This is a genomic window from Pacificibacter marinus (assembly GCF_018860505.1).
In the GTDB taxonomy this organism is placed as follows: domain Bacteria; phylum Pseudomonadota; class Alphaproteobacteria; order Rhodobacterales; family Rhodobacteraceae; genus Celeribacter; species Celeribacter marinus_B.
This window is the reverse complement of sequence record NZ_JAHKPU010000041.1, coordinates 28614-44180: the sequence shown is the minus strand read 5'-3', so window position 1 is coordinate 44180 and position 15567 is coordinate 28614. Positions and strand designations below refer to the sequence as shown.

The 15567-nt window shown below is 53.0% G+C and carries 13 protein-coding genes; 8 read left to right on the top strand and 5 right to left on the bottom strand.

Annotation, left to right across the window (positions count from 1 at the left end):
• Positions 1-1024: replication initiator protein A (locus tag KO503_RS15225; RefSeq protein WP_215992409.1), on the bottom strand; the 1024-nt coding region annotated here is incomplete at its 3' end.
• A gap of 411 nt (positions 1025-1435) precedes the next feature.
• On the opposite strand from KO503_RS15225, the gene KO503_RS15220 reads away from it, so the two are divergent.
• Both KO503_RS15220 and KO503_RS15215 read left to right on the top strand, forming a co-directional pair.
• Complete coding sequence (locus KO503_RS15220; RefSeq protein ID WP_215992408.1) at positions 1436-2833, top strand: AAA family ATPase; 1398 nt, start codon at positions 1436-1438, stop codon at positions 2831-2833.
• Complete coding sequence (locus KO503_RS15215; RefSeq protein WP_215992407.1) at positions 2820-3839, top strand: ParB/RepB/Spo0J family partition protein; 1020 nt, start codon at positions 2820-2822, stop codon at positions 3837-3839. The genes KO503_RS15220 and KO503_RS15215 overlap by 14 nt, the downstream gene beginning before the upstream one ends.
• An 84-nt stretch (positions 3840-3923) precedes the next feature.
• On the opposite strand, the gene KO503_RS15210 is transcribed toward KO503_RS15215, so the two are convergent.
• The gene (locus KO503_RS15210; protein WP_215992406.1) at positions 3924-4958 is read right to left on the bottom strand and encodes a helix-turn-helix transcriptional regulator; all 1035 of its coding nucleotides are present in this window, start codon (positions 4956-4958) and stop codon (positions 3924-3926) included.
• A 100-nt stretch (positions 4959-5058) separates the two neighbouring features.
• On the opposite strand from KO503_RS15210, the gene cysD reads away from it, so the two are divergent.
• Together cysD and cysN are read left to right on the top strand one after the other, a co-directional pair.
• The gene (gene cysD, locus KO503_RS15205) at positions 5059-5961 is read left to right on the top strand and encodes a sulfate adenylyltransferase subunit CysD (RefSeq protein WP_215992405.1); all 903 of its coding nucleotides are present in this window, start codon (positions 5059-5061) and stop codon (positions 5959-5961) included.
• Positions 5962-6019: 58 nt separating this feature from the next.
• On the top strand, positions 6020-7927 hold the full coding sequence (gene cysN, locus KO503_RS15200; protein ID WP_215992404.1) for a sulfate adenylyltransferase subunit CysN: 1908 nt from the start codon (positions 6020-6022) through the stop codon (positions 7925-7927).
• Positions 7928-8035: 108 nt separating this feature from the next.
• Here cysN and KO503_RS15195 read toward each other — a convergent pair whose 3' ends face one another.
• The gene (locus KO503_RS15195; protein WP_215992403.1) at positions 8036-9070 is read right to left on the bottom strand and encodes a tyrosine-type recombinase/integrase; all 1035 of its coding nucleotides are present in this window, start codon (positions 9068-9070) and stop codon (positions 8036-8038) included.
• A gap of 107 nt (positions 9071-9177) precedes the next feature.
• On the opposite strand from KO503_RS15195, the gene KO503_RS15190 reads away from it, so the two are divergent.
• Positions 9178-10080, top strand: coding sequence for a DUF1403 family protein (locus KO503_RS15190; RefSeq protein WP_252731122.1), 903 nt, complete (start codon positions 9178-9180; stop codon positions 10078-10080).
• Between the two features lie 4 nt (positions 10081-10084).
• Complete coding sequence (scpB, locus tag KO503_RS15185; protein WP_215992402.1) at positions 10085-10675, top strand: SMC-Scp complex subunit ScpB; 591 nt, start codon at positions 10085-10087, stop codon at positions 10673-10675.
• Positions 10676-10700: 25 nt separating this feature from the next.
• On the opposite strand, the gene KO503_RS15180 is transcribed toward scpB, so the two are convergent.
• Both KO503_RS15180 and KO503_RS15175 read right to left on the bottom strand, forming a co-directional pair.
• Positions 10701-12893: a plasmid recombination protein gene (locus KO503_RS15180; protein ID WP_215992401.1), complete on the bottom strand. Its 2193-nt coding sequence runs from the start codon at positions 12891-12893 to the stop codon at positions 10701-10703.
• A gap of 277 nt (positions 12894-13170) precedes the next feature.
• Positions 13171-13944, bottom strand: a complete 774-nt coding sequence (locus KO503_RS15175; RefSeq protein WP_215992400.1) for a FadR/GntR family transcriptional regulator — start codon at positions 13942-13944, stop codon at positions 13171-13173.
• A 94-nt stretch (positions 13945-14038) separates the two neighbouring features.
• Here KO503_RS15175 and KO503_RS15170 point away from each other — a divergent pair, with 94 nt between their 5' ends.
• Both KO503_RS15170 and KO503_RS15165 read left to right on the top strand, forming a co-directional pair.
• Positions 14039-14686 (top strand): GDSL-type esterase/lipase family protein, encoded by a 648-nt coding sequence (locus tag KO503_RS15170; protein WP_215992399.1) that lies wholly within the window; start codon positions 14039-14041, stop codon positions 14684-14686.
• Between the two features lie 182 nt (positions 14687-14868).
• Positions 14869-15525, top strand: coding sequence for a GDSL-type esterase/lipase family protein (locus KO503_RS15165; protein WP_215992398.1), 657 nt, complete (start codon positions 14869-14871; stop codon positions 15523-15525).
• Positions 15526-15567 lie beyond the last annotated feature (42 nt).

Genomic DNA, 15567 nt, shown 5'->3' with positions numbered 1-15567 from the left:
TCTTGGCCATACGCACTTTGACGTAGCCCAAGAACGCTTGTTCTGCGGAATGCAATCGCGGGTGGCCAGAGGCCGCCCAGTAGGCACGCCAATCCGCCTCAAGCGCATAGACATCCCAACCAGGCGCAATATCGCGCGCGCGCTCGAACGCAGCCACTGGTAATGGCCCAAGCGTCGGACCATCGTTTTCCAACACGCGCGCGCGCGTTGTAAAGCGGATGATGTCGCCCTCTTCTTCTGCGATCTCGTAATCGGGCAGTTGATTGGCCTCGATCATATCGCGGATCATTTTGCGAAATACACGACGCGGGCTGGCCGAGCCTGATTTTTTCAACAGCGTTGACACAGACACGCGCCAATAATCTTGCTTGCCACAATGTTTACGCGCCAACTCGTAAACCCGCCGTTCCAGCGGTTTGCGCAACCTGAAATAATCACGACTGAGCGTCAAAACAGATTTCGACATAACGGCTCTAAACAGCCATTCCGACAAGGTGACAGAGACATTCAGCATCCGCCCGCCACGGGTTTTCCGCTCAATTTCCCAGCTTTCAATCAGGCCAAACCCAGACGTCACCTCATGATCACCAACCACGATGTTGGTTTTGATCCGCGTCCCCGCAAGACGGTCAAACGCTTCCGTCAAACGCCGGTAAGAATCCCCACTGGTTTCACGGTTAGTGGCCACCAAAAGATCATGGGCGGTCAAGGTCAGCGTGCGACTGATGGCACGTCCCATATTGAGCGCCGCCATCAATTGACTGACGCAAAAAATCAAAATGTCTTTGTCGTGAATTGTCGCCAGACCTTTAACAGAGGGCGTGACCTCGATCTGCGTTCCGTTGTGCTCGTAAGACAAAATACGTCGATCAGGGCGTGTAGACAGCGAGAACATCGGATGTTCCATCGTCGCCAAATCATCCTTGGGAATGGCATCAAAGATGTCGCAAAGAAAAAAATCAATCTGCGGATGCCGATCGGGTAAAAGCCCCCCTGCCCCAGCAGTTGTCACTGCGCCTGCCATTCTTGTCCCTGACTGCTCATCATTGAAGCAAATTCGCCATTTCCCCTTCGGGGTTTTATTAACACCCAGCTTAAAGATAGGAGCTTGAACGGTCCAGTCTTTCCAACGTGGGTTCAGAGTCGCTTGAACGTGGGTTCAGAGTCACCTTATCGTGGGTTCAGAGTCGCCTATGATTTTCAGATCCCATATTTTTTGTTTTGTTTCATATAGATATAGAATTCACCTTGACCCCTTAACTAATAAATAACTTAAATATAACACTGCATTTTTTTTCAGACCTTCAATTGCGGTCCTACTGAACCTCAAAAAGTAGCAACAATTTCAACAAATTGATTCGCAATGGTACGGTTTTACTTCCATGTGCTGCTTTTTGCAGTATTCTAAGGAAAACATGGCATATGAGGTTTGGCAATGACCAAAGACGGAACCATCCAACCCCCTTATTTCAACATCGATCCTGACCAAGCCATGCTTGATCTTGAAACACCGGTGAACACAAAAGGCTTTGCCAGTATCGCAGAAGCCTGCAGTCGTGGACGTGATGATCTTGCCTCTCGCGGGATGAACGAAGCCGGTCACAAAAAGCTTAGACTATTTTCCACATGGGAAATCACTCGTTATCTGATCCCTGTTGCCACACCGCATTTCAGACGCGTGTTGCGCTCAAACCCAGATTTACCCCAAGGCAGCTCTGAAACCGATGGCGGCGCGAAATGGTTCACGCTTGATGAGGTTCTCAAACTTCGCGCGCATTTCGCAGCTGAAGGTTCTAAGAGCAAAGAATATGTCCCCTATCGGCCCAAAGGCCTGCCTGCCAAAATCGTTGCTGTCGCAAATTTCAAAGGCGGTGTTGGTAAAACATCCACGGCAGCACATCTGGCCATGTCAGCGGCTTTGGATGGATATAAGGTTTTGGTCATTGACCTGGATAGCCAAGGATCGATGACTTCTATCTTTGGTGGCAAGGTCGAAGACGAGTGGGGCACTGTGTTCCCGCTTCTGGCCCGCCACTACGCCACACACCAGCGTCAGGCCAACCAGTCTCGTATGGATCGCGGAGAAGCCCCTGTGCCCCTTGATGAGACGCTCACAGAGGCCTTGAAGGTCAAAGCCCAAGACGTGATCCAATCCACCCATTGGCCCAACATCGACTTGATAGGTGCGCAGCTAAATTTATACTGGTCCGAATTTCAAATTCCGGTCTGGCGGATGCAAGGCCGCGGCTGGAAACTCTGGGATGCGCTCACAGATGTGCTGGAGGCCGACGGGGTGCTTGATGATTATGACATCGTGTTCCTCGATACCCCCCCTGCCCTTGGCTATCTGACGATCAACGGCTTGGCCGCCTCGGACATCTTGCTCGTGCCTCTTGGGGCGTCATTCTTGGAGTTCGATTCCACAGGCCGTTTTTTTGACATGCTGCATTCCACCTTCCAATCTATCGAGGACGGGGAAAACATGGCGGCGCGGGCTTTGGGCCGCGAGGAATTGAGTTTTGAATGGGACGCCGTGCGCACCGTAATCACCCGCTACGATGGGGCACAGCAAGGTGAGTTAGGGTCTTTGATGCAGGCTTATTTGGGCAAAACGCTATCCCCGCATAGACAAGATTTCACTGCCTTGATCGGTCAAGCCGGCGAACAAGTGAATGGCATCTATGAAGCCGACTATAGGGACTTTAACCGCGAGACCTATGCCCGTGGCCGACAGACCTTTGATGAAACCTATGCAGCGTTTAAACGCTTGCTCTTGGGCAGCTGGCGGCGGGACGAGATAGACGCACAGGAGATGACGCATGGCGAAACGTAAAAGACTGACCCCTGCCCGTTCAGATTTTCTTGGTGGCAATGACCAAATTGACTCGAATGCAGCCAAAACTGACGCGCGAGCCCCTGAGACCAAAGCGATGTTTTCGATGGGTGTAGCCAAAACCACAAGCCGCCCGCCGATCGCGCATGTCGCAGGCGAAGCGGCGATGACTGCGGCGCTCACTGAAATGACCGACATGGTGGCTAAGGCGCGCTCTGAAGGCCGTATTGTTGAAGTTCTGGCGTTGTCGCAGGTCGATATGGGGCATCTGGTGCGTGACCGCGTTCATGTCCATAGCGATGATCTTGAGGCGCTCAAATCCAGCCTAAAAGCGCGTGGGCAGCAAACACCCATTGAAGTGGTGGATCGTGGCGCAGAGACGACGCCGCGCTATGGTTTGATCTCTGGCTGGCGCCGTATGGTTGCGCTGTCCGAGATTGGCGCACCTGAAGTTTTGGCGATTGTGCGTCAGCCTAAAACCTCTTCGGATGCCTATGTCGCGATGGTGGAAGAAAACGAAATTCGCTCTGACATCAGTTTTTATGAACGAGCACGCGTCGTGGTCAAAGCCTTGGAGGAGGGGGTCTATACAGACTCTAAGAAAGCCCTTCAGACTCTGTTTTCAAATGTTTCGCGTGCGAAACGTTCCAAGATCAAAAGCTTTATGACCCTTGTTGAGACTCTAGACGGGGCTTTGCAGTTCCCGTCTGCCTTGAGCGAACGCACAGGCCTTGAATTGGTCAAAAGAATTCAGGCGGACCCCGCCAATGCCGAAGCGATGAAGGCGCGACTAGCGCAAGCAAAGCCGACTTCAGCTGAGGCCGAAATGGCTGTGTTGTTGACTGAAGCGCGCGCGAAAGTGGCTCATCCTAAAGGGTTAAAGACTACGACCCAAGTTAAAGTCACCTTTCACCCAAAAGATGGGCGTGCGGAACTCACGGGGGAGGGCGTTGACGAGGCCCTGATAAAAGATTTGAACAAGTGGCTGAAAGCGCGCCGGATGTAAAAACGCGATTTGCCAATTCTTGGCATTTGTTTCGCGCGCGAAACAAAAATAGATCACGTTGCGATCTTGATAAGACGCGCGGAACTATAACCAAATTGCACTGGCTTGCATGGCGCGTACAACACCGGGTTGGCCACGGACGCCTATGTGAGCAAAAAGTTGTTTTGATGTGCTGCGGGTTGTTTCTATTGTCCAACCCAGCGTTTGAGCCGCGTCACTCAGGCTGAGACCATCACATAGCGCTGCCGCAAGCCGGGCTTCGCTGCGGTTCAGATCAAAGGCGACCATGATTTGTGACAAGGGCAGGGCGCTTGCCTTCACATCATGACGTATCCGTCCCACCAAAACCATAGTGCCAGCATGATGCTGGGTCGAGAGGATCATTTGCACCCGTGGGGATGAGCAAAGCCAGACACTGTGTGGACCGGAATTTCCATTTGTAATAGCGCCTAAAGCATCCCGCAAATCCCGTGCCGCTACAGGCGTAAGGCGTAGCCGGCCTTCGCCGCTCAAGCCAATGTTCGCCACTTTCCCAAGCTGTTCTGCCAGCCCTAAGGCCATCGCAGTGACTTGACCTGTGGGGGTAAACACAATCCATCCCGCGCCGAGGTCGGCACAGATTTGATGTGTCAGCTCTGCTTGCGCACGCTCACGATTGAGGCTTTGCCATGCCCGAACAGCAGGGGCGAGATAGGGCAACAGGTTGGACAGATGTTGGCCATCTATTGCGCGAAAATCGTCTGTGCGACGTTTGAGGGTGATTATCCCCCAAGCATCCGTCGCGACCCTCCACCGTATGGCCCGCAGCGGTAGATCCGATTTGAGCGCACTAGGGTGGTCTGATTGAGAATACACGCGGCTGGTGCGCATCCTGTCGCTTGCGGTTAAGTCTGCGTCCCCTAAATCATCACCCACTTGCCAGCTCTGCACGGATCGATTGTTTTCGATCAGATGCAATTCTGCGCTGTCTGCATGAGTGATATCTGCCAGCACCCTCAGGAAATGGGACCAAGCCTTTTGGGGAGGGGCCTCAGATGATTTGAACTCGGCACGGGCCTCATCTGGCAGGCCTGTCGAGGCCATAAACAGCGCTGTAAGAAGTTGGGTTTCGTCTGACATATGGCCTCATTACAATATACCTCCCATATGGGGGGTGATTGCTGAGGCAGGCAAGGGTAAATACAGGTAATACTCAATTTAGCAGATTTAGAGAGGGCCTATGGCCAACAAAACCCTCACACACCTTCAGCGTTTGGAAGCCGAGAGCATCCACATCATGCGTGAAGTCGTCGCCGAGACAGAAAACCCAGTCATGCTTTACAGCGTTGGCAAGGACAGTGCTGTCATGTTGCATTTGGCGAAAAAAGCCTTTTACCCATCACCGCCGCCTTTTCCTTTGCTGCACGTTGATACAACTTGGAAATTCCAAGAAATGTACAAGCTGCGCGACAAAGCGGCCAAAGATGCTGGCATGGAATTGTTGGTCTACCAAAACCCAGAAGCGCAGGAACGCGGTATCAACCCGTTTGATCACGGCAGCTTGCACACCGATATGTGGAAGACCGAGGGTCTAAAGCAGGCGCTTAATAAATACGGCTTTGATGCGGCCTTTGGTGGTGCGCGTCGTGATGAGGAAAAAGCGCGTGCGAAAGAACGTGTGTTCTCATTCCGCTCGGCCAATCACCGTTGGGATCCGAAAAACCAGCGCGCTGAATTGTGGAACATCTACAACGCGCGTAAAGCCAAAGGCGAAAGCGTTCGTGTTTTCCCGATTTCCAACTGGACCGAATTGGACATCTGGCAGTACATCCATCTGGAAGGGATCGAAATAGTTCCTCTCTACATGTCTGCGATGCGTCCAACTGTCGTTCGTGATGGCTTGACCATCATGGTTGACGACGACCGTTTCCCGCTGAATGGCGAAGAACCTGTGATGCGCTCTGTGCGGTTCCGCACTCTTGGGTGTTACCCGCTGACGGGTGCAGTGGAAAGTGAGGCGACAACATTGCCTGAGATCATTCAGGAAATGCTGTTGACCACAACCTCCGAGCGGCAGGGCCGCGCCATCGACCACGATCAAGCGGCGTCGATGGAAAAGAAAAAGCAGGAAGGCTATTTCTAGGCGCTCAATGCGCCAGATATCGCCTTCATTTTTGCCCTTTCAGTTCAGGTGACTATTTATGACGACCCCGGATCCTATTTACAAAACAGATGCTTTGATCGCTGAAAACATCGATCAGTATCTTGAAACACACCAGCATAAAACCATGCTGCGCTTTATCACTTGTGGTTCTGTCGACGACGGCAAATCCACTTTGATCGGTCGCTTGTTGTACGATTCAAAGATGATCTTTGAAGACCAGCTTGCAACACTCGAAGCCGACAGCAAACGCTCTGGCACCCAAGGCGAAGAAATTGATTTCGCGCTTTTGGTTGACGGTTTGGCGGCAGAACGCGAGCAAGGTATCACCATCGATGTGGCGTACCGTTTCTTTGCCACCGAAAAGCGTAAATTCATCGTGGCCGATACGCCGGGCCATGAGCAATACACACGCAACATGGTAACAGGCGCCTCAACGGCTGACCTTGCCGTCATTTTGATCGATGCGCGTAAAGGCATTTTGACCCAAACCCGCCGTCACAGCTATCTCGTGAAACTTCTGGGCATTCGCCACGTGGTTTTGGCTGTGAACAAGATGGATTTGGTGGATTACGATCAAGATACATTCAACCAAATCGTTTCTGATTACCGCGAATTTGCTGACACTATCGGTATCGAAGACTTCACAGCGATTCCGATTTCAGGTTTCAAAGGCGACAACATCACAGGCGCGAGTGAAAACACGTCTTGGTATAAAGGCACATCCTTGTTGCCGCACCTTGAAACAGTGTCTGTCGAAGATAGCCTCGAGCAAGCCGAACCTTTCCGCATGCCTGTGCAATGGGTGAATCGCCCGAACCTTGATTTCCGTGGTTTTTCTGGCCTGATCGCCTCTGGCACAGTGCGCCCCGGTGATGAAGTGCGGGTTTTGCCATCAGGAAAAACATCAACCATCGACAAGATCGTCACCTTTGATGGCGACCGTGACATGGCTGTTGCCGGTGAATCTGTCACGCTAACTTTGACAGATGAAATCGATTGTTCGCGTGGTCAAGTGATTGTCGCCTCGAAATCACCGCTTGAAGTTGCTGATCAGTTTGAAAGCACATTGGTGTGGATGGACGAGCAAGAGCTTGTTCCTGGCCGTGCCTACTGGATGAAAATCGGGTCACAAACCGTTTCAGCCACCGTGCAAGAACCCAAATACGAAGTGAATGTGAACACGCAAGAACACCTTGCATCCAAGACATTGGATTTGAATGCCATCGGCATCGCCAATATCACGACAGACCGCGAAATTCCTTTCGCACCCTACGAAGAGTCACATGATCTGGGCGGGTTTATTCTGATCGATAAGATCAGCAATCAAACTGTCGCGGCTGGTATGTTGCACTTCTCATTGCGTCGTGCGCAAAACGTGCATTGGCAAGCCACTGACTTGGGCCGTGATCACCACGCCTCGATGAAGCACCAAAAAGCAGCCGTGCTTTGGCTGACAGGTCTGTCTGGATCTGGCAAATCGACCATCGCCAACATCGTTGAGAAAAAACTGGCGCGGATGAACCGCCATACCTTCTTGCTGGATGGCGATAACGTGCGTCATGGCTTGAACAAAGACCTTGGCTTTACCGAAGCTGATCGGGTGGAAAACATCCGTCGCGTTGGTGAGGTTGCCAAGTTGATGACGGATGCGGGCCTGATCGTGATCACCGCGTTCATTTCGCCTTACCGTTCAGAACGCGACATGGTGCGGTCTATGATGCAGCCGGGCGAATTTGTTGAAGTGTTTGTCGATACACCTTTGGAAGTGGCCGAAAGCCGCGATGTCAAAGGCCTGTATGCGAAAGCACGTGCGGGTGAATTGAAAAACTTCACTGGCATCGACAGCCCCTACGAACATCCTGAATCGCCAGACATGCGGATCGATACAACTGCAATGACGCCTGAAGAGGCCGCAGACGCGATCATCGCACGCCTTATCCCGTAAGGTGTTGCTTTAAACGGAAAGCCCGACGCGTCGCACACGGTCGCGTCGGGCAATGACTTCATTGCAGTTTGTTTCGCGTGCGAAACAAACTTTTTAGAAATACAAAATCTATAGTCCCGCAGCTTTGGTCAGGTTCACACGGAACCGATCTCGGCGGCGTTGATAACGGCGGGTCATTTCAGCGGAGGCATGTCCAAGATGTTTTTGCACATAACGCTCATCCACTTCGGCTGAACTGGCCAACCCCGCTCGCAAGCTATGACCAGAAAATAAAGTCAGCCGTTCTTTTTCAGGCAGATCAGATCGGATGCCCGCGGCCAAGACGGTTTGCTTAATCAGCCGTGCCACATGTTTGTCCGACAACCGCGCCTCAAGCGCATGTTTGCCATTGCGCGCCGTGCGCCTGAATACGGGACCAAGGTCAATTTTGGAAAAGTGCAACCATTGCTCAAGAGCATGCACAGGGCAGCTTTGATCCGACGATCCTCGACCAATCTCAACCTCGCGCCAACCGGTTTTGCTGTGAAAGGTCAAAATGATCCCTGCGTCCAAAATTTCGACCCACCCTTTGCCGTCAATTGTATCGCCCTTGCGCATATCCAAACTGACGATTTCAGAGCGCCGTAATCCGCCTGCAAACCCCAGCAATAAAATAGCGCGATCCCGAAGCCCGCGCAGATCAAACCCCAAGGTCGCAACCATGGCGCGGATGTCTTCGGGCAGGATGGCTTCCTTTTGCTCCGGAGGGCGGGCGTGCTTGCGCCGGATGCCCGCCAGCACAGTCGAGATGTGGCGATCCTTGCGATCCAGCGCAAAGCCATGTTGTTTGTAATGCCACACAAGCCCAGAGAGACGTCGCTCTATGGTCGCCACAGACAGGGCAGGGGAGCGATCATCTGGAGCGGCACAATTGGCCATGTAAAGCCCGATCAACTCAGCGGACGGGGGTAAAGGTTCTGCGCCTCGACGCCTGCACCAGCGTGCGAATTGCGACCAGTCTGTTTTGTAAGCCGCATTGGTATTGTCCGCCACGGCCATGCGTGCGTAATCGCGCGCGGTGGTAACCAAGCGATCCATGGTGCCTGAGCCGGAAACATCAGCTGGCAGGGCAATTTCATCGGGTTTTGGGGCGTTGCGCGACATAGATTTTAGGCTATTTTATTATGTCCGATAATACAAACTTATTGGACGTAAATAGATCATACAAGCTGAGGCGGTTTGATGGAAAATATCTAGCCATAAGCGCCGTCATGGATTACGATTTTCGTATGAAAATCGAATATATTCCGCAAAGGACGAGTCTAGATACAGTGTTCCGAATACCGTCTTGGATTCCGTCTGGATGTGCCGAAACTCTTGAAGATGCGGCGTTTTTATCAGGGGCAGCGTTGTCGCATCTGCATACTCTATTGATGTGCGGTGACGTGCCTCAGGAGTTGTTGAGAGACCGCTTGGCGCTACGGGCAGCCGAAGCCTGTATGACTTTTGCGGGGCGACCTGAACGCGCAAGCGACCTGCGTGATGCTCTGCACTTCATGCGTCCAGGCGACCTGCCCGGTCCGGCAGGGGAGACTTATCTGCAATGGCGGCGCGCGATCGAGAGGCCCTTGTCGATCAAAACCTTGCATCGCGCTCTGCCTCAAGTTGATGTCGCGCAGGTCGTCGATTGGCTCGACGCGGGGCAGGGTGCGCCGGTGGACCGCGCTGCCGCTGTGTTTGAAGCCGTCCTGATGGATGCGCCGCGCGCGGAGGTTTCAGCCTTGATCCTTGCAGACGCTGCTTTGGCGCAGGGGCTGGGGTGGGACCATCTGGTTCCGCTGCTGGCTGCGGGCCTAAAACATGCTGACCTTCGTAAGCGTGGTGATGATCTGCGATTGGTATATCATCGCGCGGTAGTCTCTTCGGCTTGTGAGGCTGTCGGCTTTGGGGCGGAGCTTTCGCGTGGTGCGGTGCATCTGAAAGCGGTCGCGCCGAAGTTGCGGGCGAAAGCGGCGGGCGCTGCCGTTGAGATGTTTCTGGCGCGGGATGCTGTTTCGCCAATGGCTTTGCCTTTGCCTGATCGGGCGGCACGACGTCTTTGCGATAGGTTGGGCGCGTTGGGGGCAGTGCGGGAACTTACTGGCCGCGACACCTTTCGACTATATGGGGTCTAATCCTATGGCTAAGAAACACCCTGAGCCTGAACTTGACCGCGAGCTGGCTGACCTGCCGCCAGAACTGCGCTGGCGCGAATGGATGCGACGGATTGAGGCCGTGCTGTTTGCCAGCGCTTCGCCGGTGCTGCGCGAGGATTTGGCAAAGGTGGTGGGGCAGGAGGCTTCGGTCGATCTTTTGATCGAAGATCTCTGTGCTGACCTTGCTGGCCGGTCTTTTGAAATTGCCAAAGTGGTTGGTGGCTGGATGTTCCGGACCCGATCTGCCTATGCGCCGGCGATCCGAGCCGCGGCGGACCTTGGTGAGCAGCGGCTGGACCTGAGCACGCTTGATGTCGCTGTGTTGACTGCAATTGCCTATCACCAACCGATCACGCGTGAGGGGTTGAAAGACGTCTTCGCCAAGGACATCAGCCGTGACCTGATTGGACGGTTACATGCGCGTGGTCTGATCGGGACGGGTCCGCGATCACCTCGGCGTGGCGCGCCTTATACGTTCGTCACCACCGAAGAGTTTCTCGTGCTGTTCGGGTTGGAAACGCTACGCGACCTACCAGATCGTGAGCAGATGCAGGATGCAGGGCTGTTAGAGTAATCGTATTATCCACGAGGCAAAAGGCTCAAAATCTCATATTTGGGCCGTTGCTGGTTGATGCTGGTTTTGGATTGGCATCGAGGGCCGCCTCAGTGCGTTTTTTGATTTCATCGGGGAGCCCCAAGAACAGTTTTGCAAGTTCTGGCATTTGGTGCGTTGTCCTGTTGGCACGTTCTTTTGCGAATTGGGACGCAAGCGGCTCGAGCACAGCCTCAGTCCACACGATCGGAAGCTCGCCTTTGTTTTCCATCACCTCCATTTCACACAGTAAGGTTTGGAGAGAGTCTCGGCTCACCCTAGATAAGGCCGCCCATCTCTCTCGGATATCGTCAGAGGAGACATCACAAGGGATGCCGCGCTTTGCCACACGTTTAGCGAAAGCCGCGCGATAGTCAGCATGCTGCAACCGAACAGTCAAAGAGTGCAGCGTGCCATTTCCGATATCTGCACCGTTGAGCCAGTTCCTGAGCCAGAGATTTGCAGCGGAATAATCCTCATCCATCGGTTTCAAGCCGGTCAGCTCATCGGTCCAAGATTTAAGGCTTTCATAGGCTGGTCGGAGGGGGGCCATTTTGCTGGTGAGGTCAATGATGTCTGAGGACAATTTTCCATATGCCGCTTGGGCATCTTTCTCGGCCGTTTCGGCAGCTCGATGATTTGCACGGGTTTGTTTGAGATCTCGTAGTGCCCCGCTGAGGTCTTCTTGGGTCTGCCGCTTTTGTTTCTCGAGAATTTCTACCTCACGTTTGCGTTCTTTGTGTCGCTTGAGCTGTTCGATAAACTCTGACACAAATCTGCGAATGCGCGAGAACGTGTCATGAATGATGGACTTGATGGTTGCGGGCAGAGGGATCGGATCGCCGCTTGAGAAGTGGGTCGACAGGAACTCATATCTGTCGCCTTTATCGGGCTTGCCTGCGCGCCGTTCAAAAAGGTCATCCGTTGCTTTGCTTGAGGGGAAAGCATCAGATTCAAGAACATGTTCGAAAGTGCCGTCAAAAATGGCTTCGAATGCGAAAGCGATGTTGGTTAGAGCATTCGATATCCAGTTGATCTCTTCCTTCATTTGAATGCGCTCGCGTTTGAATGTGCGTTCACGTTGCACAAGCTGCGCAACTCGTTCGTCCCATTCCGCAGTGCGTTCTGCCTCAAGTCGCTTGGCCTTTTCGGCTGCATTTGCCTCTAAACGCCCAGCGACTTTTTCGCTTGCAGCCACGGTCGCCTTTGAAATGCGCAAGGCATTGGCCGTGCCTGTTTCCAGTGTTTCCCGCATGAGGTCATCTTTTGTGGCCTCAAACGCTTCACGTTCTTTGCGCAGGGCTTCGCGTTCCTCGGCTAGTTTTTGTCGTTCCTCCTGGAGTTGGGCCACTTCAGCTTCGTTTTGTTCCTCCAGCTCAATGACGTACTCACGTTTGTTGCTGGGGTTTGGGTATTGCGCTGGTTCAAAGGATGCGAGCGAGTATTCAAGCCCGAGTGGTTTCATCGCTTCTGCATAGGATTCGCGCAGCTGTCCAAAGCTGTTGTACTTTCCAAGGACATGGTTGGATGACCAACTCAATGTTTTTGTGCCGATCTCTGTCTTCCAATCTTCGCAGCGCTGCCTGAATGCTTCGTCGGTTTCCCCTGCTTTCTTGCGGTCAGGTTTGCGAGATCGTTTCATATAAGTTGGACAGATCGCGAGGTGGACATGGGGTGTCGTTTCATCGCCATTGTAAATGGCAGAGACCAAGTCGTCTCCAAAGGTTGCGACGATCCATGCCTTTGTGAGCGTCTTCCAAGCCGACAGACGTTTCGGGTCTTCGCTTCCTGGAGCACCGCCATCTGGTCGAAAATATTCTGGTGAGGCACCGAGGATGATGGTGCAAAAAGGAGAGCCTGACGAGTTTTTAAATGTCGGCTCAACCACGTCTTTCATATAGGCGTTCACATCGTTGAGAATGTGCATGCCGGACCCTACCCAGACCTCATTGAGGTGCACACGATCAAGGTCAATCGCAGACCAGCCGTCAGGGTTTCGTTTTGTCTGGTGTAGTGTGGCTGCTTTCAAATTGGCGCGCGAAGATTGGCGAAAATTCGTGACGATGGCACCCGTTCCAGCAAGTTGACGCTCTTTTGGTTGACGTGGTTTTCTTGTGCCGCGTGGTTTCCGAGGGCGTCTGGCCATGACATCATTCCATATGGTTGAGACAATGATTCCGATTTGGAGTTTATTGCTCATAATGAAACTCCAGCTTCGCAGGAGTGTCAATGAGGATCATGGGGAACTGCTTCGCAGCCTCCCCCCGACACCCCTACGCTACGCGCCGACACGTTCTGGGCCTCTTTTATCCCTTCAATATTCCGATTGTGATAATGTCGTTGACCAGCCAATTACAGCGTTGCCCCCAACAGAATGCAGGTCGTTTGAAAGACGATGCACCGTCACTGCCGCGCGGCATAAGTCGCATGGTTAGGTCTTTAACGTGATGTATTGGTGAGCGGTTTAGCGCAGCCGTTTACATGCTGACGCCGGCGGGTGCGCGGCGGTCTTTGACGGTGGGCAGGGCGTTGCTGAAAATCTCTGTATTCAGCGTCCTGATGGCATCCGTGTCCTTTGCCTCTATCGCATCGCACAGCGCGGTATACTGTTGGGGATTGGCTCCGAAGCCAATCTGAACGAGCCATTCAATATGATGCGCATGCAAGCCGTAAATCATGCTTGTTGTCAAAGATAACAGAAAGTCGTTCATGACGATTTGTGCAGCGGTGCGGTGAAACGCAAGGGCAGCGATCGCGGCCTCAACCGGTGTGCCGTCAATCATCCGCGCCTGTTCGCGCAGGGCGCTCGTGTCCAGATCTCTCTCAGAGATCTGTGCCAAAAGGCTGCTTTGGGTCATGGCCAATGCATTAATCAATTGACTGCCGACATCAGGAAAACTCTCTGACGCGCTCATCCAGCCAATCATTTCGCGATCGACAAAATTCCAATCAGATTGGTTCAGAATTGCGGTGCCACGACGACGTTTGGTTTCTACAATTGACTTGGAAGAAAGTGACTTCACGGCCTCACGCACAACCGTACGGCTGACGCTAAGCTCCTCACCCAGAATATCCTCACGCGGCAAAAGCCCTGTTTGCGCCCAGTTCTTTGACACAATCGCGGAAAAGATGTGTTGCGCGGCAAGTGTGCTCAGATCGGTGCGGCTTTCCCTGATGGGCTCAAGCTTGGATGCCGACACACTCTTTTGTGTCGGACGCGGAATAGGGTCCGGGCGCCTGTAAATTGTCATTTCTATAACCTTATAGTCGCTAGAGCTTGCTATTCTTTGGACTTATAGATCATACGAATAGACGAGGTCAATTCACAGCATCGGAGCGGAGTATATGGAAAAGACAGTTGTTTGTTTTGGAGACTCAAATACATGGGGTTGCGAACCATTTGAGCATCCCAATGCTACGCCAAGGCGTATGCCAAAAGAGCGGCGCTGGACCAATGTTATGGTTGAAGATGCCAAGTTCCCGATCAAAATAATCGAAGAGGGCCTCAGCGGGCGCACGACGGTATTTGATGACCCTATCGAGGGGGAACACAAAAACGGGTCTCGTTTGCTGGTGGCTTGCTTGGAGACTCACGCGCCCCTTGATTTGGTGATCATCATGCTTGGGACGAACGATTTTAAAACGCATTTTAACGTATCGTCGTTTACATCCGCGCGCGGAATTTTGACCCTGATCCAGCTTATCAAAGGCTATTACGTGCTGTCGGATGATTGTCCGGAAATCCTGATCGTAACGCCCCCGTCTATCGACGCAAGCGCTGAGGTCGCCTTTTGGGGGGATGCCGCAGAGCGCTGTATCGGCCATGCAGATTATCTAAATCAGGTTGCTGAGCGCACAGGGTGCTTCCATTTTGACTGCAATCTCGTCGCTGGTGCAGTCAAAGACGGTATTCACCTTGATGATGCTGGTCACCGTGCGCTGGGGCAGGCACTGGCCCCGCAAGTCATGAGTATCCTCGAAATGCGATCATAACACGCACTCTTTACATCATACGTATGATGTAATATCCATTCTATAGCCAGAGTCGCACAGTGTGCTTGGCTGGATTTAGGGTGGGGAAAACTGTTGATGCTATTGTCGCGATTAAACGGGCGTTTTAACGCCGTGTTGCCATTCGCTTTTGAGCCTGCACGTCGAACATGTGGGGGGATGCTATGACATCCGCGCCTGTTATTCTGTGTTTTGGCGATTCAAACACCCATGGCACATGCCCCATGCAAGGTATTCGTGATGTCAGGCGCTTTCCCCTGCATGAACGCTGGCCTGGTGTTGCACAGGCTGTCCTTGGCGACAGCGCGCAGCTTATCGAGGCTGGCCATCCGGGGCGTACAACGTTGTTTGACAATAGGACCGCAGGCGGAAATCGCAGCGGCCTAACAGCGCTGAATGTTTATCTTGAATCCAATTGCCCGCTTGATTGCGTGGTTCTGATGTTGGGCACCAACGATCTGCATGCGCATTACGCCATCAGCGCACAAGTGGTTGCATGGAATCTTGCCCAGCTGATCGAGCTGATCCAGCAGACTCCTTGCGGACCTGTGAAAGGGCAAGCTCCTAAAATTCTGATCGTCGCCCCGCCCCACATTGTTGAAACTGGGTTTGCCGCGAGCGCAATGGCGGGTGCAGCCGAAAAATCGCAGCAGCTTGGCGCATGTTTGCGCGAATTGGCCGACCAGTACGGCACAGGTTTTATCGATGCTGCAACGATTGTGTCAGCTGATCCGCTTGATGGAATTCACCTGAGCGCGGATGCCCACATCCAGCTTGGCCACGCGATTGCAGAACACATAACGACACTTTTGGAGGTGTAGGGGGAACGCGGGCGCGCGTCCTCCAAGAATTGAAACGACCAA